The sequence below is a fragment of the Hymenobacter sp. UYCo722 genome (assembly GCF_040547115.1).
GTDB lineage: Bacteria > Bacteroidota > Bacteroidia > Cytophagales > Hymenobacteraceae > Hymenobacter.
Map to the genome: position 1 here is coordinate 1,289,850 of NZ_JBEPPC010000001.1, position 21,550 is coordinate 1,311,399.

General features: G+C 62.3%; 17 protein-coding genes. 10 read left to right on the forward strand and 7 right to left on the reverse strand.

The annotated features are described in order from the left end of the window. Positions 1–151: 151 nt before the first annotated feature. The gene (locus tag ABIB44_RS05650) at positions 152–862 is read left to right on the forward strand and encodes a dienelactone hydrolase family protein (RefSeq protein WP_354583640.1); all 711 of its coding nucleotides are present in this window, start codon (positions 152–154) and stop codon (positions 860–862) included. A 186-nt stretch (positions 863–1,048) separates the two neighbouring features. On the opposite strand, the gene ABIB44_RS05655 is transcribed toward ABIB44_RS05650, so the two are convergent. Beyond that, positions 1,049–2,089, reverse strand: coding sequence for a bile acid:sodium symporter family protein (locus ABIB44_RS05655; RefSeq protein ID WP_354583641.1), 1,041 nt, complete (start codon positions 2,087–2,089; stop codon positions 1,049–1,051). Positions 2,090–2,329: 240 nt separating this feature from the next. After that, positions 2,330–2,851 carry a DUF4890 domain-containing protein gene (locus tag ABIB44_RS05660; RefSeq protein WP_354583642.1) on the reverse strand — a complete coding sequence of 174 codons (522 nt, stop codon included), beginning with the start codon at positions 2,849–2,851 and terminating at the stop codon, positions 2,330–2,332. 191 nt (positions 2,852–3,042) lie between these two features. Between ABIB44_RS05660 and ABIB44_RS05665 the strand changes: the two genes are divergently transcribed. After that, entirely contained in the window at positions 3,043–4,086 is a 1,044-nt protein-coding gene (locus ABIB44_RS05665) for an SDR family NAD(P)-dependent oxidoreductase (protein WP_354583643.1), read from the forward strand. A gap of 173 nt (positions 4,087–4,259) precedes the next feature. On the opposite strand, the gene ABIB44_RS05670 is transcribed toward ABIB44_RS05665, so the two are convergent. Continuing rightward, on the reverse strand, positions 4,260–5,486 hold the full coding sequence (locus tag ABIB44_RS05670) for a radical SAM protein (RefSeq protein WP_354583644.1): 1,227 nt from the start codon (positions 5,484–5,486) through the stop codon (positions 4,260–4,262). 5 nt (positions 5,487–5,491) lie between these two features. Next, on the reverse strand, positions 5,492–7,177 hold the full coding sequence (locus ABIB44_RS05675; protein WP_354583645.1) for a hypothetical protein: 1,686 nt from the start codon (positions 7,175–7,177) through the stop codon (positions 5,492–5,494). 285 nt (positions 7,178–7,462) lie between these two features. Between ABIB44_RS05675 and ABIB44_RS05680 the strand changes: the two genes are divergently transcribed. From ABIB44_RS05680 to ABIB44_RS05700, 5 genes are all read left to right on the forward strand, one after another. Beyond that, entirely contained in the window at positions 7,463–8,722 is a 1,260-nt protein-coding gene (locus ABIB44_RS05680; protein WP_354583646.1) for a prolipoprotein diacylglyceryl transferase, read from the forward strand. After that, the gene (locus ABIB44_RS05685; RefSeq protein ID WP_354583647.1) at positions 8,694–9,554 is read left to right on the forward strand and encodes a tetratricopeptide repeat protein; all 861 of its coding nucleotides are present in this window, start codon (positions 8,694–8,696) and stop codon (positions 9,552–9,554) included. The genes ABIB44_RS05680 and ABIB44_RS05685 overlap by 29 nt, the downstream gene beginning before the upstream one ends. Before the next feature lie 187 nt (positions 9,555–9,741). Then, entirely contained in the window at positions 9,742–11,148 is a 1,407-nt protein-coding gene (locus tag ABIB44_RS05690) for a radical SAM protein (RefSeq protein ID WP_354583648.1), read from the forward strand. Continuing rightward, complete coding sequence (locus ABIB44_RS05695; protein ID WP_354583649.1) at positions 11,148–11,441, forward strand: hypothetical protein; 294 nt, start codon at positions 11,148–11,150, stop codon at positions 11,439–11,441. The genes ABIB44_RS05690 and ABIB44_RS05695 overlap by 1 nt, the downstream gene beginning before the upstream one ends. Positions 11,442–11,470: 29 nt before the next feature. Next, positions 11,471–11,761, forward strand: a complete 291-nt coding sequence (locus tag ABIB44_RS05700; RefSeq protein ID WP_354583650.1) for a hypothetical protein — start codon at positions 11,471–11,473, stop codon at positions 11,759–11,761. Here ABIB44_RS05700 and mutM read toward each other — a convergent pair. The 3 genes from mutM to ABIB44_RS05715 all read right to left on the reverse strand — a co-directional run bounded on the left by mutM (position 11,748) and on the right by ABIB44_RS05715 (position 14,871). After that, the gene (mutM, locus tag ABIB44_RS05705; RefSeq protein WP_354583651.1) at positions 11,748–12,581 is read right to left on the reverse strand and encodes a DNA-formamidopyrimidine glycosylase; all 834 of its coding nucleotides are present in this window, start codon (positions 12,579–12,581) and stop codon (positions 11,748–11,750) included. The genes ABIB44_RS05700 and mutM overlap by 14 nt on opposite strands. Positions 12,582–12,901: 320 nt before the next feature. After that, positions 12,902–13,816 carry a PhzF family phenazine biosynthesis protein gene (locus ABIB44_RS05710; protein ID WP_354583652.1) on the reverse strand — a complete coding sequence of 305 codons (915 nt, stop codon included), beginning with the start codon at positions 13,814–13,816 and terminating at the stop codon, positions 12,902–12,904. A 101-nt stretch (positions 13,817–13,917) separates the two neighbouring features. Next, complete coding sequence (locus ABIB44_RS05715) at positions 13,918–14,871, reverse strand: M48 family metalloprotease (protein ID WP_354583653.1); 954 nt, start codon at positions 14,869–14,871, stop codon at positions 13,918–13,920. A gap of 257 nt (positions 14,872–15,128) precedes the next feature. On the opposite strand from ABIB44_RS05715, the gene ABIB44_RS05720 reads away from it, so the two are divergent. The 3 genes from ABIB44_RS05720 (at position 15,129) to ABIB44_RS05730 (ending at position 21,366) form a co-directional block, all read left to right on the forward strand. Beyond that, a complete protein-coding gene (locus tag ABIB44_RS05720; RefSeq protein WP_354583654.1) occupies positions 15,129–15,677 on the forward strand; it encodes a hypothetical protein in 549 nt (182 codons plus the stop codon). A 142-nt stretch (positions 15,678–15,819) separates the two neighbouring features. Further along, complete coding sequence (locus tag ABIB44_RS05725; protein WP_354583655.1) at positions 15,820–16,335, forward strand: MOSC domain-containing protein; 516 nt, start codon at positions 15,820–15,822, stop codon at positions 16,333–16,335. A gap of 207 nt (positions 16,336–16,542) precedes the next feature. Continuing rightward, positions 16,543–21,366, forward strand: a complete 4,824-nt coding sequence (locus ABIB44_RS05730) for a choice-of-anchor D domain-containing protein (protein WP_354583656.1) — start codon at positions 16,543–16,545, stop codon at positions 21,364–21,366. Positions 21,367–21,550: the final 184 nt, after the last annotated feature.

Here is a 21,550-nt window from a genome sequence, read left to right on the forward strand (position 1 = left end):
TTTTTTCGAGCCGTGCCAGCGGGATGAAGCACTTAAACCACTGGCACACGCTTCGGGTTCGCGGCAGCATGGCGGCGCGAACCCGAAGCGGGCCAATGAACAATTGTCCGTTCGCTTGTTTAGGGCCGAACCAATCCTTGTTCCCATTATAATGAGCGACCAGAATTTTGTAACGCTTGCCGTGGCCGATGGCACCGAAATGCGCGCCTATGTAGCTTTCCCCAGCGCCACCGGCCCCGTACCGGGTATTATCCTGCTGCAGGAAGCCTTCGGTGTGAACCACCACATCCGGAGCGTGGCCGACCGGCTGGCTGCCGCCGGCTACGCCGTGGTAGCGCCCGAGCTGTTTCACCGCACCGCCGCGACGGGCCTGGAGATTGCCTATTCCGATTTCGCTAGTGCAATGCCGCACTACGGTGCCATTAATAACGACGACCTAACCGCCGACCTGCAGGCCGCCCACGCTTGGCTAACCGCGCAGCCGCTGGTGAAAGCCGATAAAATCGGCAGCATCGGCTTTTGCCTGGGCGGCCGGGTATCGTTTCTGGCCAACGCCGTGCTGCCCCTGGCGGCGGCCGTATCGTACTACGGCGGCGGCACCGAAACCATTGCCGACCGCGCCCAGGACCTGCACGCTACTCACCTCTTTTTCTGGGGCGGGCTCGATGCGCACATCGGCAAAGAGCATATTCAGCAGGTTATCGAGGCCGTAGATGCCGCTCAGAAGCCCTATATCAACACCGTCATCTCCTACGCCGACCACGGCTTCCATTGCGACGAGCGACCCAGCTACCACCCCGAAGCCGCCAAGGAAGCCTGGGCCCTGACGCTGGCATTCTTTGGCGAAAAGCTGGGGGCATAGCCGCACCAAAGCGAGAAAGCAGAACGCCACGCTGAGCCTGATTGAACGTCACGCTGAGCTTGGTTGAACGTCATGCTGAGCGCAGTCGAAGCATCTCTACCGCAATGGCAATCCAATCTAAAGGATTAGTTAAGCGGTAAAGGTGCTTCGGCTGCGCTCAGCATAACGTTCTTTTTTATTCCGTACTCACCCGTTCACAACTGCTGGCTCGGCTACGGGCTGCCGGCCCAGGTACTGTGCCATGCTGCTGGCCAGCACAATCTGGAGGGCGTGGTAAAGCATCAGCGGCAGTAGAATGAGTCCGGTAGCGGCCGTGGCCGGAAACAACAGGCTCGCCATAACGCTGCCGTGGACCAGTGACTTTTTCGAGCCGCAGAACACGGCTACAATCTGGTCGGCACGCGAGAACTTCAGCGCCCGGCTCAGACCCCAGATAATGCCGAATACCAGCAGGTAGAGCCCCACCATGCCCGCGCCCAGCTTAATGATATCGGCGGGGCGGTAGCGACTGAAAATGCCCTCGGCGAAGGAATCGCAGAACGCGGTGAAAACGATGAGCAGGATGGTAACCTGGTCGAAGATGCGCAGGCCGACCTTGTGGCGGTCGGCAAAAGCGTGGAAGCGCGAATTGAGCAGCACCCCCGCTCCCACCGGCAGCACCACCTGCCACAGCAGCTGCACCGCGAGGCTCCAAAGCTGCCCGCCGCCCGTGCCGGTATGCAGAAACACGCTGCACAGCAGCGGCGTGAGCGCAATGCCCAGCAAGCTGGAAATACTGGCGTTGAAGATGGCCGCCGGCAGGTTGCCGCCCGCAATGCTCACCATCACCACCGACGTGGATACCGTGCTGGGCAGCGCGCACAGAAAGAAAATGCTCTGCCAGAGCAGCTCGCCGCCCTCGGCCCCGAAAAACGGCCGCACCAGCAGCGCCAGCGCCGGAAACAGCCCGAACGTGCTCAGCTGCACCAGCGTGTGCAGCCGCCAGTTGCGCATGCCGTCGCGCAACTTTTCGAAGCTCAGCTTCAGGCCATAGAAGAAGAAAACCAGCGCCACGCCCACCGTAGTAATGCGGTGCCACGGCACGGGGCTAGCCTTGCTGCCCAGCCCGGGCCCGAAGTAGGCCAGCGCCACCACCCCCATCAGGGCCAGCAGAAACCAGTCGAGCCCGGCACGGGACAAGAGGGCGGCAAAACGGTTGGGCGCAGCGGGCGCAGAATTGGGCATCATCGCGCAAGAATACGCCGAACGGGCCGGGATGATGAGGCCGGAACACAAAAAAGCGCAGGATTCGGGCGAATCCGGCGCTTTTTTGGGAATCTTAAATCGGCTGTCATCCTGAGCCTGCGAAGGAGCTTATCACCGCTGCACAGTTGGCAGTAACTCAATTGCTGCGAGCATAATGAGGGCCTTCGCAAGCTCAGGATGACAGACGCAACCTACTGGTAACAACCACTTTAGACAACCAGGTTATTCGGTCGGCACACCGCCACCCAGGCCGGGGGCCGCGTTGCCCTGCACGCCCTGCACATTGGGCACGCCCATTTTTTCCTCGCGCTTGCGCTGGTATTTGTTGAACTGCGCGGGCGTGAGCACGTCCTTCAACGCTTCGAGGCGCGAGCGGCCGGCACTTTCGATGACGCCGGCCAGCTTGCGCGGGTCGGCCTTGTGGCGCAGGCGGCCCGACTCCACCATGTCTACGGCCCGGCGGTTGATGACGCGGACTTTTTCGGTTTGCTGGGGGTTGAGGCCCAGGTTTTGCTGCATGTTGGTGGTAAGGGCATTGGCCTTGGCATCGACCACGGCATCGGGCGCGAACACGGTTTCGGGCGCTTCGGCCGGGGCGGCCGTTACGTTGGTTTTGGTTTTTACGCTGGGCCGGCCAGCGGGCTTCACCTTGATTTTGACGGTGGCAGGAGCCTGCGCGTGAGTGGCTGCCGGGGCTGCCAGCAGCGCCAGTGCCACGAGCGGCGAGAGCAACAGGAATTTCATATCAGAAGACAAAAAGCAGAAATCAGCCGCGCAGATACATAGCGCTATGCCGGAGTAAATATCGGCCAAAAACCCGGCCCACTTCCCCCCGAACGCGGTGCCGACCACGTTTCGTGCCAGCCTGAGACGAAAATTCGGGCCTCCCCGCCTCACCTTGCAACCTTTGAGGGGCTTTTTCCATACTACTCACCATGAAACATGCCAAACGCTCGAAAACCAATTGGCTGCTGGCCGCCGGCCTTGGTGCCGCTACGCTGGCCGCCACCCTGTGGGGCAACCGCCGCGGCTCCTACGATTTGAGCCGCCGCGTGGTGCTCATCACCGGCGGCTCGCGGGGGCTGGGCCTCGTGCTGGCCCGCCAGGCGGTGGCCGAGGGAGCCCGCGTGGCCATCTGTGCCCGCGACGAGGCCGAGCTGGCCCGCGCCCGCCAGGACTTGCTGATGGCCGGCGCGGCCGAGGCCGACGTGCTCACCCTCGCGCGCGACGTTTCCAACGAAATGGAGGTGCGGACCATGGTGGCCGAAGTCGAAAACCGCCTCGGACCGGTCGACGTGCTCATCAATAACGCCGGCATCATCACGGCCGGCCCGCTGGACAACATGGATTCCCGCGATTTTGAGGAGTCGATGGCCGTACACTTCTGGGCTCCGCTGCACGCCATGCAGGCCGTGCTGCCCAGCATGCGCCAACGTGGAGCGGGTCGCATCGTCAATATTTCGTCGCTGGGCGGCAAGGTGGCGTTGCCCCACATGGCCCCGTACAGCGCCAGCAAGTTTGCGCTGGTGGGTTTGTCCGAAGGCTTCCGGGCCGAGCTGCGGCAGCACGGCATTTCGGTCACGACCGTGTGCCCCGGCCTGCTGCGCACGGGCAGCCCCGACCACGCCGAGTTCAAAGGCCAGCAGCAGAAGGAGTTTGCCTGGTTCAGCATCGCCGACTCGCTGCCAGGCTTCACGCTCAGCGCCGAGCAGGCGGCCCGCCAAATCTGGAACGCCTGCCGCCGCGGCGATGGCGAGGTGATTCTGTCGCTGCCGGCCAAGTTCCTGGCGGCCTTCCACGGCTTGCTGCCCGGCACCACCACCGACATTCTGAGTTGGATGAACCGCGCCCTGCCCGCCACCGGCGAGAGCGCGGCCGCCAACGTGCGCCGCACCGGCTTCGAGAGCGAGTCGAAAATCACCCGCTCGCCGCTCACGGCCCTCACCCGCAAAGCTGCCGCGAAAAATAACGAGCTGTAGAAGCAGCTTCTTAGTCGATTAATATTCAGACCATAAGAACGTCATGCTGAGCGAAGTCGAAGCATCTCTCCCGCAGTAGTACATAATTACTTTTTGCGGGAAAGATGCTTCGACTTCGCTCAGCATGACGTTCTTTTTAGTCGCGATTATTTCTCTGGGACTGCCTTGTTTTTCTACATCCCGGCCTGTGCAAATGCGTGGCAGCCCCCCGTTTTGATGGCTTGCAACGAGTCGTCGAGCGAGCCGCACAGGGCGCTGCCGGCCTTTTTCTGACAGAACGGACAGGCGTGCAGGTCCCCATCGGTATCTACGTAGAGGAACCGGTCGGCAGCCCCGCTGCAGCCTATGCGGCGCTGGTGGTAGCCGTAGTATTGCACCATGGGCCAGTCGAGGTAATCGGGGCCGAAATTCAGCTGCACGTAGAAGTCTTCCAGCAGCGCAATTTGGGCGGGGCTGAGGTCGACGGCGCGGCCGGCGTAGTGGCCCACGGCGCGTGGCTCCAGAATTTGGATGAACGTGACACCGAGCTGCCGGGCCAGGCGGGCGTAGGCCAGCAGGTTGGCTTCGGTGGTGAACTCCCGCGTGGCGCACAGCGACAGGTTCACGACCAGGCCGACTTCATGCGCGTAAATGGCCGCTTGCATGGCATTCTGGTAGGCCTGGGGCGAGCCCCGGAAGGCATTGTGCCGGGCGGGTTCGTGATGGTCGAGGCTGATGGTGACGCCCATGAACCCGGCGCGCCGGAGCCGGCCGGCGTTTTCGCGGGTGAAGTTGAAGCCCGAAGTAATTACCCAGAAATCGGTACCCGGGCGGGCGGCGGCCACCACGGCCACCAGGTCATTCACACGCAGCATGGGTTCGCCGCCGCTAAAGAAAATCTGGCTCACGTGGCGGGCCTGAAATTCGGCTACCATGTCTCGGATATGCTCCCGCGTCAGGGTTTCCTTCTGGTTCAGGGCATCCCACTCGAAGCAGTGGTCGCAGGCCAGCGGGCACTTTTTGGTGATGGCCAGAAACACCAGGTTCAGCGTTTCGGCATCGCCCCGGAACGGCACCAACCGGTTGACGGTCGTGGCCACGTAGGCGTCGTAGGCGGCGCTGGGCCAGCCGGGCGTTTGATATTCGCGGTAATAGCGGCCCGCCACGCGGGCTATTTTCTGAACTTTGAGGTCGCCATAATACGTGCGTTTTAGTTCTTCAACCCCTTTAATGGCTCGTTTTACCCGGGCTGGTGTGCGCAGAAAGCGAAACAGCAGGCGCGCTTCGGCCAGCTTGAACAGCCCGGCTACCAGCCCACGCTTCAGCCGCGAAGTGAGCATGGTGGGCGACAGGCTGGGCAGCGCTACCGGAACGGGCGGCACATCCACATAGGTCAGGTCGGTGATGAGGGTGGTTTCCATGGGCGTTAGCGGTGGGCGAGAGCGGGCGTGATTTCCTGAGTGGCGGCGCGGTATTTCTCCTTCGAGAATTCGACGAAGCGACCCGGCTTTTTAAAAGCGTACAGCTCCGGCAGGTTGGGCAGCCCCTGAAAATCGCGAACGTGCTCGTAGTAGCCCTTGGTGCGCAGAAATACCGTGCGCCGGGTACCGGCCGCCGCCTTGGGCAGTCCCGATTCGTACGTCAGGCTAACGGTGGCCCCCGGCCGGGGCTGGCTCAGGTACAGGGTATCGGCGGCGGCCAGCTGGGCGCGGGCATCGGCCCCACGCTCGGTAATGGCGCTGGTGAGGCGGCATTTTTCCAGCTGCACCGGCGCGTTGGGGCTGCAGTCGAGGGCGGCATAGTCCACTTCCCAAAACATGAAGCCGCACTCCAGCTTCACGCGCACCTGGCCGGCCGGGGCGGCCCCAAAATCGAGCGGCACCACCAAGTCGCGGGCCGCCAGCGGACCAATGGTGGGAATGGTTTCGGCCAGCTGCCAACCGTGCCCGGCTTCCACGTACACCTTCAGCGGAATGTGCTGGTCGAGGGTCCACTGCCGGTTTATTGCGGCGGGCTGGGTCTTTTGCTGGGCGGCCCAGGGGTTGTAGGCCGTTCCGAATTTTTCGATGAACGCGCCGTACAAATAATCCAGCCACAGCGAGTTCTGGGCGTGCAGCACCAGCTTGCCGTGGCGGGCGGCGGCCGGCCTGGCAAAGGTGAGCACCACTTCGTTGGGGGCGCTGCCGGGCACGTCCTCATCGAACAGCACCACCTTGTGGTCGGTGGCCTGCAGCTGCGCGGTGCAGTCGTGGCCGCCCAGCGAGCGGGCCCGCAGCGGCGGCAGCGGCGCGGCCAGCGTTTGCACCCGGCCGCGCTGGTCCAGCAGCACCTGCGTGCCGGCGGCATGCTGCACCACCCACAGCTCGGCCAGGTTGGTGTACTGCCGCTCCTTCAGCTCGTTACTGATTTTTAGGCGGTACTGGTTGTTTTCGGGCTCGATGGCGGGCAACGGCAGGTAGTCGTTGCGCTCGGCCGGCGCGAAAATGGCCCCGCCGTACGCCTCGCCCACGAAGCGGTATTCGTGGCCATCGTAGGCATACACGAAGGGGCACGAGCTTTTGGTGAGCGCCACAATCACCACCAGCACGACAAACGCACCCGCCACGGCTCCCAACGTACCAAACACGTAGGAGGCCGTGGTTTTGCCCGAGTCTTTCTCCAGCAAATCAATCTGCCGGATGGCCGCGAAGGGAATGCTCACCCGGTCTTCGGCCCCGGCCTGCACGTCGCTCACGTACACGTGCACGATGTTCAGCACCACCGATTTGTCTTTAATCCGGTAGCGGGGCGAAAAGCCCTTTGTCGGCCCCGCGCCGTAGGGAGCCACCGGCGCGCTAAGTGGTTGCCGCGTGCCTTCCAGCACTTCGCCGTTGAGGTGCGGATTGCGCAGCTCCCACGTCGCCGGGCCCTGGTGCACCACAAACCGCTTCGACTCGGCCAGCATGTTCACGTTGGCCCGGCTTACCTCCTGCTCCTTGCCGCGGTAATAACTACACCCCGTTACCAGTGGCCCAAAGAGCACCAGCAGGCCCCAGGCCACGCCGGCGGCCCGCTTTCGAAACAGCCCCAGCAACCCGGGCACAGTGGTTGGCGACGTATCAGATGGTTTCATGATGCAGAAAGTGAGTGAGAAGAAAACAACAGGCTCAAGGTAGCCGCCAACTCTTCGCAGGCAAGGCCAACTTTTCGCATTATTGGACTCTGTAATAATATTGAATATAAGTTTAATTAACTAACAGGCTGAAATTTACCCGGCTATTTACAGGACATTACAGCGCACCCTTTCCCTCACCAATGTGCATCCTGAAACGGACTGATGCTACCTCGTTTCTTTTGCGCAGTGCGTCGTAATTCCACGCTGGCGATGCTTCGCTAAACCCGCCCTAGCTTTAGGGCCATGCATTTTCCCGTCGAGCTTGTTCTGGGCGCTGCCCGCCTACCCGTGCATCTGCTGTGCGAGGTGTTGGCTTACACGCTCGGTTTCCGCCTCTACACCCATCTGCGCACCGGCCACGCCGACCGCATCAGCGACGCGCACCGGCAGTGGATTTTCGTGGGTGCCGCCGCCGGGGCGCTGTTCGGCTCGCGCCTGCTGGGCCTGCTCGAGCACCCCGAGCTGCTGGCGCACCCGCCCGGCGGCTGGCTCTACTACTTCACCAATAAAACCATCGTGGGCGGCTTCCTGGGCGGCCTCATCGGCGTGGAGCTCACCAAAAAGCACCTCGGTGTAACGGCCAGCAGCGGCGACCTCATGGTGTTTCCCATCGTGCTGGGCCTGGGTATCGGCCGGCTCGGCTGCTTCTTCAGCGGCCTGGAGGATGGCACCTACGGCTCGGCAACCACCCTGCCATGGGGCATCAATTTCGGCGATGGCATTGCTCGCCACCCCACCAACCTCTACGAAATCCTGTTTCTGGCGGCGCTGGCGCTGCTGCTGTGGCTGCTGGAACGCCGCAGGCCCTTGGCCGATGGCCGGCGGTTCGAGCTGTTTCTGAGCGGCTATTTGCTATTCCGGCTGCTGGTGGAGTTTATCAAGCCCACGGCGGCGCTGCCAGGGCTGGGCCTCACGGCCATTCAGTGGGCCTGCGTGGCGGGGCTGGGGTATTATGTTTGGGGGTGGGTGCGTGGGAGCATTCCCGGCGTCGCCAAAAATACCACTGTAAGCCGCATGAAATACCCGCTGTTATTGTCCTTGGCGTTGTTAATGGCCACCCCAAACGCCCAAGCCCAATACCTCAAATTCCACGACGGCGAATACCTCGACACCACCACTACCCGCAACCCCGCCTGCGCAAAGACCATGACGCTACCCTACTTCGCCGTGGATGGGAAATACCCGCGCAGCTCGGGCACGCTGGTGCAAGAGGCTACGACCTATTTGCAGCACGGCAACCGCAAATTCAGCGGCAGCGGCTACGTTACGTTTCGGTTTGTGGTCGATTGCGCGGGGTTTCGGCAGCCGATGACGCAGGTGCTGCAAACCGATGCGAATTACGCGGCCATTCACTTCCGCTCAGAGCTGGTGCAGGAGCTGTACGCTTTTCTGAAAACGATGAAGGAGTGGCGGGTGGCTACTTACAGCGGCCGCGCCGTGAGCTATTTCACTTATCTAACATTTAAAATAACCGATGGCAAAGTCGTGGCCGTTATTCCTTAGCCTGCTGACCCTGGCGCGGCTGGGGCAGTGCCAGCAGCCCGCCAAAACCAACCTAGCGGCCGGCGACTGCGGCAGCAAAGCCTATCAGGATACCCTCGTGGCCCGGTACCTCGACCGGGGCGCGAACCGCGTCAGCTACCTCAGCCCGCAGTGGGGGCAGTATTGCGACAGCCTGATTGCGGCCTGCCCCAACATTGCCCAAGCCTACCAGCAAAAGGCCATGCCGCTGATTGACTGCGGTGATTATGCGAAAGCAATGCCCCTCCTGGACCAGGCCGTGGCGCTGGATGCTAACCGCTACCTAGCTTACCGGGGCTTCCTCAAGTGCATCTTCACGAAAGACTACGCCGGGGCTATCACCGATTTCCAGCGCGTGGCCAGGCTCAAGCCCAACGGCCGCGAACAGGACCACACCTATGCGTTTTTCGAGGGAGCCTGCGAGTTGGAGCTGGGCCATTACCAGCTGGCCGAAACGGCATTTGCCCACGACATGACCTTGCAGCGCGGGCCCGCCGGGCAGGGCGAGATTCACTTCAACACCCTGCTGTACGCCGGCGTGGTGGCGGCTCGGCTCAAACAGTACGCACCGGCCCAGACGTACCTGCAACAGTGCCTGAAAGCCTACCCGCAGCACCCAGAGGCCAATTATTACCTCGCCCTCACCTACCAGGCGCTGGGCCAGCCTGCCTTGGCCCGGCCGTACCTGGAAGCCGCCCAGCGGGCGCTGATTGGCGGCTACCGGTTGAACGAGGACAGTATTTCCTACGCCAACTACCCGGCGCAGATAACGGAGTACGAAGTGACGCAGGCGATGAAGGAAATAGGTGGTTGAACGCCCTGTGTCAGCCTGAGCGGAGCGAAGAACCTTGTCACATCTGAACAATTACCAGTAGTTTATTCAGGCGTGATAAGGTCCTTCGCTCCGCTCAGGATGACAGGTAAGGATGACGGGCGGACTTCCCGTTTTGCCATAACTTCCACCGCTGATTCCACTCCTCACCTTCCCCAGCCCTCGCGTCATGCCCGAACGGCCCTACACCTACTACGACTTCACGCTGAGCCTGTGCCCGCAGTGCCTACGCCGCATCGAGGCCAAGATTGTGTTTGAGGATGGCAACGTGTTCATGCTCAAGCGCTGCCCCGAGCACGGGCGGCAGAAGGTACGCATTGCTACCGACATTGAGTATTACAAGAGCATTCGCAACTACGTGAAGCCCAGCGAAATGCCGCGCCGCTTTGGCACAGCCACCCACTTTGGCTGCCCCTACGACTGCGGCCTGTGCACCGACCATGAGCAGCACAGCTGCCTCACCGTCATCGAGATAACCGACCGCTGCAACCTCACCTGCCCCACCTGCTACGCCGAAAGCAGCCCCACCCACGGCCGGCACCGCACCCTGGAAGAAGTAGAAGCCATGGTGGACCTGGTGGTGGCCAATGAGGGCGAGCCCGACGTCATCCAGATATCGGGCGGCGAGCCTACCCTGCACCCGCAGTTCTGGGAAATTCTGGACATGTGCAAGCGCAAGCCCATTAAGCACCTGATGGTGAATACCAACGGCGTGCGCCTGGCCAAGGACGAAGCTTTTGTGGCGCGGCTGGCCACGTATGCGGGCGCTTTTGAGGTGTACCTGCAGTTCGATTCTTTCCGCGAAAACGTGCTGCTTGCCATGCGAGGCCGCGACCTGCGCACGGTGCGCCAGCAGGCCATCGAGCACCTCAACAAATACAACCTCAGCACCACGCTGGTCGTGACGCTGCAAAAGGGCCTGAACGATGATGAGATGGGCGATATCATCGATTACGCCTTGAAGCAGAAGTGCATTCGCGGCGTCACGTTTCAGCCCACCCAGGCCGCCGGGCGGCTCGACAACTTCAACCCCGAAACCGACTCGTTTTCGCTCACCGAAGTGCGCCAGGGCATCATCGACCAAAGCCCGGTTTTCACGGCCGAAGACCTGCTGCCCGTGCCCTGCAACCCCGACGCGCTGGCCATGGCCTACGCCCTGAAGCTCGACGGCGAAGTATTCCCCCTCACCCGCTACATCGACCCCGCCGAGCTGCTCCAGAACAGCAGCAACACCATTGTGTACGAGCGCGACCCGCGCCTGCGCCAGCACATGCTCAAGCTGTTCAGCACCGCCAATACCGTGGATACGGTGGTGCCCGAAATCAACCAGCTGCTGTGCTGCCTGCCGCAGGTGTCGGCCCCCAACCTGGTCTACGAAAACCTGTTCCGCATCATCATCCTGCAATTCATGGACGCGTGGAATTTCGACGTGCGGGCCGTGAAAAAATCCTGCGTCCACATCGTGAGCAAAGATTTAAAAATCATCCCGTTCGAGACGATGAACATCTTCTACCGCGACCCCGAGAAGCTGGCGCGGCTGGAGGAGTTGCGGGTCGAGCGCGTGGGCATTATCTAATGGAGCCGCTCGCAACGCCTCCGCCCCCACCCCAGGAAGAGAAGTCCACCAACTGGCCGATTGCGGTTAATCTGGGCCTGCTGGTGCTGAATTTTCTATTTACCCGCTCCATTAGCAGCTTATTGATAGCGGTGCTGGTGCTGGCTGTGGTCAATGGGATTGCGGCGGTGATGCTGTCGTCGTTCAACAAAATGCGTTGGGTGACGGCCTTTATTTTGTCGGCGCTGCTGGTGCTGCTGATTGGGCTGGGCATCTGCGGGCTGATTCTTTCGAACCTACACGTCAATCATTAGCCGTTTACTTTCCAGTTATTCGCTTAACCATGGACAAGCCCGCGCAGCACATCATCCGCAATAACCTGATAGCGGTGCTGGTGGCCGCCTTGGTATTGGGGCTTGCCGCCAAACCCACCGCCGGGGGCTCCGCTTTCATTTTCGGAATTGTTTATCTGGGTCAGGTGGCTGTCAACCTACTATTGGGTTTAGGCAGCTTGTTTAGCCGAACGAGCGATGGCAACGCCGCACCTTATTTTCTGAGTATGCTACTCGTACTCATCATCGGGTTTGGCGCTTGCGCCGGCATGTTGTCCATCTCAAATTTCAGGATGGAGTAGCCGGCGCGGGCTGGCACTTGGGGCAGACGTAAGTAGCCCGGCCGCCCACGTAGTATTTCTCGATTTTCACCTTAGCATGGCGCGGACAGAAGGTGTGCGCATCGGAGCCGGGCGTGGCCGAGTCGTCCCACTCGCGGGCATGGATGAGGAAAGACTTGGGGAAATGCCGGTAATTGGCTTCGTGGCCGATGGCCGTAGTGAGCACCAGCTGAATGGCGGCGTGCAGGGCTCTAAATTCCTTCTCAGTGAGCGAATTTCCCAGCCGCTCGGGGTGGATTCTGGCCTGAAACAGCACCTCATCCACAATCCAGTTGCCGAGGCCGGCCAGAATGCCCTGGTCGAGCAACAGCGGCTTGAGCAGCGTTTTGCGGCGGCTGAGCTTAGCCTGCAATTCGGCGGCGGTGATGGCGAGGGCATCGGGCCCGATTTTCTTGGCGGCCTGGTGGGCGGCGGCGCTCTCGGCCAGGCGAATACGGCCAAACTTGCGTGGGTCGATGAAGGCGAGGCGCAGGCCGGAATCGGCCAGGTGCAGGGCCACGCGGGTGAAGCGCGGGGCGTCGGGCTCGTCGCGGTAGGCCCCAATATCACCGGTCATGCCGAAGTGGAGAACGAGCACCTGGCCGTTATCGAGTTCCACGAAGCAATTTTTGCCCAGGCGCGAGGTGCCGGTGACGGTGCAGCCCACGAGGCCAGCGCGGAGCTGGGCTTCGGGCGTGGCCAGCACATGAGCATCGTTCACCTGCACGGCAGTGATGGTCTGGCCCACGGCCAATTCATCGATAAAGCGGCGGTAGGTTTCGACTTCGGGTAATTCGGGCACGGAGGGAAGTGTGGAGGGTTAGGTGTTAAATGTTGATTTTAATTACAACAGAACGTCATGCTGAGCGTGGCCGAAGCATCTCGCGTGTGGCAGTAATTCTTTCCTCGCGGTAGACTATAAGTAGTCATGCAAAAGTAATCGGAGCAAATAAGGCGGTCATGCTTATCTGGCGTCCGCTTGTCGAAGCATGACGTTTAAGCGTTAATACGGTTAATTCTGCACGACTACTCAATACTTCCCGCGAGATGCCTCGGCTGCGCTCGGCATGACGTACTTCTTTCTGATAACCGCATCAAACCAATCCCGGTTGCGCTCCTTTCCTACAAATCGTTCCGCAGCCCGCCTTCCAGCACTACCACGCCGGTGCCGCCAATCTGCACCGATTCAATGGCTTCGCGCTCGCCGTGCACGCGCACCTGCACCGCGCCGGCGCGGCCCATGTCGTGGCCCTGCTCGGCAATAAATTCGGGCGAGCTGAGGTAGCCGTGGTGCCAGAGGTAGGCCGCCATACCGCCCGTAGCCGAGCCCGTGACGGGGTCTTCCGATACGTCGGGCGGAGTACCAAAGTGGCGGGCAAACGTGTCGCCCGCGGCGGTAGCCCCGCCCAGGCAAAACAGGTGCGGACTGAAAAAGTCGCTTTCGGCGCGGTAGCGGCCCAGGCCGGCAGCATCGGCTACATGGGCGCGGCGTAGGGCGGCGTGGTCGCGCAGCAGTATCATCAGTTGCGGGGTACCGGTGCTCACCGTCTGGATGGGCGCGCCGGGCAGCAGGTCATCGGGGGTGAGGCCAAAAAGCGGCAGTACCGTTTCCGGCGCGTGCGTGGCCCCAAATACGGGGCGGCGCTGCGTCATCCACACCAGGGCCGGCTCACCGGCGGCACCCGGCAGCACATCGACCCGGATGGGGCCATGCAGTAGCTGCAGCTGCAGCGTGAGGACCTCGCCGGAAGCAGGCAGCGCCACCCGGGCCGCGTGCAGCAGCGCCGTGACGGTGGCAATGGTAGGGTGCCCGGCGAGTGGAATTTCCTCAGCCGGCGTGAAGAAGCGCACCGTGAACTCGGTGCTGCCGGGCGCGGCGCGGTTCACAAAAGCGGTTTCCGATTGGTTGAACTCGCGGGCCAGGCGCTGGCGCAGTTCCGGGTCGAGGTCATCGGCGTCGAGCACGACGGCGCAGGGGTTGCCGCGCAAGGGCTCGGTAGTAAACGCATCAATCAGCAGAAAAGGGAGCTGGGACATGGGCAATGGGCAATTATCAATGAGCAGTGAAGAATGAGCAAAGTTGCCAGCAATTGCTCATTCTTCATTGCTCATTGATAATTACTCATTACTTATCGGATTTACAGCGTCTCGTGCAGCTTGGCTACGCGCTGGCCGGCTTTGTCGTACACGTCGCCGCGGGCGGTGATGAACAGGCGGTGCTGCTGGCCATCGGTGAGCACGAAGGGGAAAGACTGGCTATCGGTGCGCGTTACGCGACCCACGATTTCGGCGTTGTCGTCCTCATCCACGCGCACCACCTTCAGGGCGTTGGTAAGATAGTAGCGCTGGCTGGGGTCGTTGCGGAAAGTGAGCTGGCCCACCAGCCGCACGGCATCGCCGCTGTTCTGGCCCACGGCCACCATCTCGCGGCCGGTACCATCGCCGGGCAAGTCGGCTACGTCTTCCGAGTCGTAGACCGGAGCGGCCCGGCGGACGGGCACCGCCGCCACCACGGCGGGCGCGGCCGAGGGCGAAGCCGAACGAGCACTGGCCACCAGCTGCGCACTGGCCCGCTGCCAGCCCTGGCCAATGGCGGCCAGGCGCGGCGTGCGGCCAGGGTGCGTGGGCGAGTCCTCGGCATCGGGCACGGTGGCCATGGCGGCCTGGGCCTGGGCCAGGCTGGCCCCCAGCTTGCGCAGCACAAAGCCCGAGAATTCGTCGGCCTCCAGCTCATCGGCGGGCTGCGAGCCACCGGCGCGCAGGGTGTGGCCGTTGAGGTGGTGGCCCATTTCGTGGGCCAGGATGCTGATGCCGGCCCAGTCGGTGTGGCCGGCACGGTTCACGGAATTCAGGAAAGCGGGGTTGTAGAGCAGGTAGCGCTTGCCATTGTATACTACGGCGGCGGCGTTGTCGACTTCGCGGGTGGCACGCAGCTCGAAACGGGCTTTGAGGCCCACGGCATCGGTGATTTCGCGGATGACGTCGGTAGGAGCCGGGGCAGTCTGGGCCCGCACGGGAGCCGTGAGGGCCAGCGGCAGCGCAAGCAGCAGCGGGGCCACCAAACGTGATACTACTTGGGGGAGGAAAGCCATAGCAGAAAAACAATAAGAGGAATAACTACTAATTCAGTAACAAAACAAGCTCGGTGCCAAAAGCGTGGCACAGCGGTTTTTAGCCGGTAGCCGGGCCAGAAGCAGCGCCCCTGTTCCAGGGCACCGCCTCGCAACGGTGGCCGGGCCGGTTTCATTGTACCCCGGTGCGGGCCGGGCCGTTTTCGGAGGTACAATGACAACGATTGTGGCCGGTTGGCAGTTCATTAAAAAAACAGAGCCGGAGTCCTTCTCAATAGTTGCGTGCGCGTGCAGCCCGGGCCCAGGCCGGGGTAGCTTTGCAGCACAAGCTGGTGGCTCCGGCTCCCACCCAGTTTTCCGGCATGAACCAAGCCCACCTGCACCTCATTGTCAATCATTTGCCCATCATGGGCAGCTTGTTCGCCGCCGCGCTACTGGCGGCCGGTGTTTTCAAACGCAGTCCTGACCTCACCCAGGCCGGCCTGGTAGCCGTGTTGGCGGCCGGCCTGCTATGCCTGCCAGCCCAGCTCACGGGCGAGGGCGCGGCAGCCATCGCGCAGAACCTGCCCCGCGTGAGCCGCGCCCTCATCCACAACCACCAGGAAGCGGCCGAGCTGGGATTTTGGGTGCTGGAGGGGGCGGCGTCGCTGGCGCTGTTTGGCCTGCTGCTGCTTAAAAATGCTTCACCTAAAGCCCGTCTGGTGGCCTTGCTGGCACTGGGGGTCACGCTGCTCAGCTTCGGCCTGCTGGCCCGGGCCGGCAACCTCGGCGGCCAGATTCGGCATACTGAAATCCGCGAAGGCTTCGGCACGGCCGATGAGCTGTGATTTTCAATGGTTAATGATTAGCGGTCAGTGGTTGCCGACGGACAGCCTTAGAACCAGCTTCCCGGCATCAACAACCGCCGCTTGTCCCATAAATTAAGCTCAGTCTTTAGCCATTCACCATTAATCATCAACCATTACTAAAATGCCCTTTCCCTTTTTTGGCGACGATAAATCGACGGTGGCACGCTTGCTGGCTACCCTTCCCCAAACCGGCCGCCTGGAGTGGATTGGCCAGCGACCGGTGCGCCGCGAGTCGCTGGTGTCGGTGCCCGAGGCCGAGTTGAAAACCGACTCGCACCTGCTCGGCGACCACGCCCGGCCCAAGGCTGGGGGTAAGCGGCAGGTCACGCTCATTCAGTACGAGCATCTGGCGGCCGTGGCGGGCTACCTGGGATTGGATGCACCGCTGGACCCTGCCCGCCTGCGCCGCAACCTGGTGGTGAGCGGCCTGAACCTGCTGGCCCTGAAAAACCGGCAGATTCGCATCGGCGACGACATCATTCTCGACATCACCGGCGAGTGCCACCCCTGCTCGCGCATGGAGGAAGAACTTGGGCCGGGCGGCTACAACGCCATGCGCGGGCACGGCGGCCTCACGGCGCACATTGCGCAGGGGGGAATTATACGGGTTGGTGACGTGGTTCGGGTGCTGAGCTGAATCATTTTTTATGAAGTAGCGCCACCCTCAAAAGCAGTATTTCACGTACTAGCCGCCGACGGCGGCTGATGCTGCCATTGCCCTCCACGCTATTGATGCCCTTGTTCCACTTAAAAACCCTTCGCTCCTATGTTATCAACCCTACATTTCCGCCCTCGGGCGAGCTTGTCTCCATTCCGGCTGATGAGTGGCTTTGTGGCTTTGCTGATGCTATTCTTAACCAGCCTCAGCGCCCAGGCCCAAACCTCTATCTACGGGATTGGAACGCTCACGCGCACCATTTTACCCTTCACCTCCCCGATTTATCCGGCGGGAGCGCCGGCCGGCTCGCAGGGTATTGCCTCGTTCAATCCCGCAACGGGTAGCCCCAATTCCACGCTGTCCCTGATTAGCGGGCTCGTGGGAAATCAAAAGCTGGTGGGTATCGACTTCCGGCCGCTTACCGGCCAGCTCTACGCGCTGGGCTACGACCCGGCGCTGACAACCAATAACGCCCAGCTCTACACGCTCGACCCCAAAAGCGGCGTCGTGATTGCCGTTAGCGTAGCTCCGATTACCCTCGCGCTTGGCGATGCCACGGAACGCATTGGCTTCAACTTTAATCCGGTGGCCGACCTTGTGCGAGTAGTTAGCTCGAACGATGCCAACTACCGCGTGAGCCCCATTACGGCCTTACCGGTTGCCACCGATGGGACGCTGGCCTATGCCGCTGGCGACCCCAACGCGCCCCGCAATCCTCGCATCAGTGGGGCAGCGTATACCAACCCCTACGCGGGTACCACCAGTACTATTCTTTACGACGTTGAAAACCTGGATGATGCCAGTGCTCCTTCCGGCGTCTTGTCATCGCAGTCGCCGCCTAATGACGGCACGCTCAACACCCAGGGCAGTATTCGTCTGGGGTCAGGGCCGACTGGTCCTTTTTTCGGCATTGATGCGACCGCTCGGATTAACGTTGATATTTTTTGGGCAGGAACTTACAATAAAGGCTATCTGCTGGAGCTTACTGCTCCTGATGTTAATGGACTTTCCAACAGCAATCTGTACGACTTATCGCTACCGGTCAATACATTAAGCCCATCCGACCCCGGCAACACCACCCCGGTGGGCTATGGCAGCAACAAGCGGAATATGGTACCGGCTAACTCGGCCACGCCGTTCAACCTGCTTTCCATTGCAGTGGCCCCCACGCCTGCTATCACCAGCCTGTCGCCCCCCTCGGCCGAGGTGGGTACCCCGGGCCTGACGCTGACCGTTATTGGCACTGGATTCGTGAACGGGACTACTGTTCAGTTCAACGGCTCGGACCGAGCGACGACTTACGTGTCGGCTACGCAACTGAGGGCCACGCTGACTACCGCCGATTTAGCCACCGTGGGCACTTACAATGTGACGGTAACTAACCCGCCTTTCCCGGGCGTACCAACGGCCCCAGCCACGTTCACGGTAACCCCAACCTGCGCAGCCCCCACCAACTTGGCGGCGAGCAACGTAACCAGCAATTCGGCCACGGTTTCGTTCACGGGTAACGGCTCGGCCACGAGCTACACGGTGACGACTTCGCCAACGACGCCCCCACAAACGCTGTCAGGCTCGGCTACTTCGGTTAGTTTTTCCGGCCTTACGCCCAATACCACTTACACGGTAAACATCACAACCACCTGCCCAAGCGGTACCACCGGCCCGGCTTCCGTGATGTTTACCACGAGCGCCGCTGCCGCCACACTGGCCGTGAGCCAGGGCGGCACGAGCTATCCCAGCGGCGGCACGGCTTACAACTTTGGCAACCAAACGGTGAACACCACCAGCCCAGCCGTCGCCTTCACGCTGACCAACAGCGGAACTGACCCGCTTATCATCAGCACTATCACGACCACTGGCGACTTCGCCGTGAATGGCACGCCCCCCACCACGGTGCCCGCCGGTGGCACGGCCACGGTGAATGTGACCTTCACCCCCACTGCCACCGGCACCCGTGCTGGCACGTTGGTGGTTAACTCTAACGCTAGCAACGGCGCAACCTACACCGTGAACCTAACCGGCAACGGCCAGGCCGCCGCCGCCGCCACGCTGGCCGTGAGCCAGGGCGGTACGAGCTACCCCAGCGGGGGCGCGGCCTACAGCTTCGGCAACCAGACGGTGAACACCACTAGCCCAGCCGTCGCCTTTACGCTCACCAACAGCGGCAATAGTGCGCTTGCTATTAGCAGCATCACGACTACCGGGGATTATGCCGTAAGCGGCACGTCCCCTACCACGGTGCCCGCCGGCGGCACGGCCACGGTGAATGTGACCTTCACGCCCACCGCCACCGGCACGCGCCCCGGCACGTTGGTGATTAATTCCAACGCCAGCAACGGTGCGACTTATACCGTGAACCTGACCGGCAATGGTTCGGCTGCACCCGCTCCTACGCTGGCTGTAACGCAGGCTGGCACGAGCTACCCCAGTGGTGGTACAGCCTACAGCTTCGGCAATCAAACGGTGAACACCACCAGCCCGGCCGTCGCCTTCACGCTGACCAACAGTGGTAACAGTGCGCTTGCTATTAGCAGCATCACGGCTACCGCGGACTTCGCCGTGAATGGCACGCCTCCCACCACGGTGCCCGCTGGCGGCACGGCCACGGTGAATGTGACCTTTACGCCTACTGCCACCGGCACCCGTGCTGGCACGTTGGTGATTAACTCTAACGCCAGCAACGGCGCAACCTACACCGTTAACCTGACCGGCAACGGCCAGGCCGCCATCCTAAATCCGCAAATTGCGGTGAGCCAGGGCGGCACCGGCATCGCCAATGGCGGCACGTTCAGCGGGTTTGCCAGCACGCAGCAGGGCAGCACCTCGGCCCCGGTTACGTTCACCATCAGCAACGGCAGCTCGACCGATGCGCTAACGTTGGGGGCATTTACCTTCAGCGGACCCTATACCCTGAGCGGCGCGGTACCCACCAGCGTGGCCCCGGGCGGCACGGCCACGTTCAACGTTACGTTCTCGCCGACCGCCACAGGAGCCAATACCGGCTCGGTGAGCATTGCCAACAACAGCCAGACCAACAGCCCCTACGTCATCAATTTCAGTGGCCAGGGCACTTCGCAGGATTTGGTGGTGAGCAACGCGCAGGCCGTGCAGGGCAGCTACCGGAATGTGACCATCGTAGGCCCCAACGGCGTCGCCACCCTGAGCGGCACCCTGACGGTGAGCGGCACCCTAGCCGTGCAAACAGGTGGCTCGCTCATTCAGAACTGCCAGACGATAAACGGCGGCGGTAATTTCGACTTGCAGGCCGGCGGAGCCATTGCTATCTGCGACCCGGCGGGCATCGCCACCACCGGCGCAACGGGAGCCGTGCAGGTAACGGGCACCCGTAACTTCAGCCCGCAGGCCAGCTACCTCTACAACGGCACCGTGGCCCAGATAACCGGCCCTGGCCTGCCCGCACAGGTGCTGAACCTGGGCGTACTGAATCCGGCCAACGTGACGCTGAGCCAGGCAGTAGCCGTGGCCGGCGTGGTGCGCCTGCAAAGCGGCAGCCTGAACACCGGCGGCCGGACGCTGACGCTACTCTCATCGGCGGCCGGCACGGCCCTGGTTGATAACTCGGGCGGCGGTGCGGTAGTGGGCACGGCCACCGTGCAGCGCTACATCGACCCCAGCATCAACGGCGGGCGCGGCTACCGCCACTACTCGTCGCCGGTGGCCAACTCGACGGTGGGCGACCTGAGCACCGCTACTTACACGCCCGTGGTGAACCCGGCCTATAACACGCTGGGCAGCTCGGTTACCCCTTTCCCCACCGTGTTTGGCTACGACGAAACCCGGGTGAACACCAGCGGAAACGCCAGCCCGATTGATTTCGACAAAGGCTACTTCTCGCCCAATACGCTGGGCGACGCCCTCGAGGTGACCCGGGGCTACACCGTGAACATCCCGGGTACGGAGACCGTGGACTTCGTGGGCAACCTCAACAACGGCTCCCTGGCTACGCCCACGCTCACCCGCGGCAGCCAGACGCAGAGTGGCTGGCAGCTGCGCGGCAACCCCTACCCTTCGCCCCTCGACTGGGCCAAGGTGATTGGGGCCGGCCGGGCCGTGAACATCGAAAATGCGCTGTACGTGTTTAAGAGCACCGGCCAGTATGCGGGCAACTACACCAGCTACGTGAACGGCCAAAGCACTAACTCCGGTACCAACGTGCTGCCGCTGGGCCAAGGCTTCTTTGTGCGGGTGCAGGCCGGCCAGACCACCGGCAGCATTGCCTTCGCCAACGCCGACCGCCTGACCACGCCCGACAACACGCCCTTCCAGCGCGGCACCACCGACTCGCGCACCCAGCTCGCGCTGGCGCTGGGCAATGGCACGAGCCGCACCCAGACCGTGATGTACTTCGAAACCGGTGCTACTTCCAGCTTCGACCGGGCTTTCGATGCCCGCAGCCTGGCTTCGCCCAGTGGTTTGGTACTCGCCACCGAAAACGCACCTGCCGAGCCGCTGTCCATCAACGGCCAACCCCTGCTAACCGGGGCTGATGTGCTGCTGCCCCTGCGGCTGGCCGCTACCACAACCGGCACCTACACCCTGGCCGTGGATAACCTGGCTAACCTGCCCACCGGCTACCACGCCTACCTGCGCGATGCTCTCACCGGCACCTACACCGACCTGGCCACCACCGCCACCCTCAGCCTGAGTCTGACGGCCAACGCTCCGGCCGGCGGCCGCTACGCCGTGCTCTTCAGCACCCAGCCCCGGGTGCTGGCCACGGCCCCGGCAGCCCTGGCCCAGCTGGCCAGCGTGTACCCCAACCCGGCCCACGGCACCGCCACGCTGCTGTTGCCAATGGCCCTGCGCGGCACGGCAGCCACGGCCGTTTCGGTAATCGATAACCTGGGCCGCACGGTGCTCACTCGCACCCTAGCCGCTGGCACCGCCGAAACGCTGGAACTGCCCCTGGGCGGGCTGGCCGCCGGCGTGTACTCGGTGCAGGCCCGCACGGCCGTGGGCCTGGTGGCCAAGCGCCTTGTAGTGGAATAACGCCCATCATTCGAGTCGAAGCTAGGTGCTTTGGTCCGACGCTAAAAAGCCCTCACTGAGTAAGTGGGGGCTTTTTTTATGTATATGTATATGGCTGCCACGCAGCCATAAAAAAACCCCTCGCCAAAGGCGGGGGGCTTTCCGAGCTATGAAAACAACTGTCCCCTGTGGAGACACGCTCGCA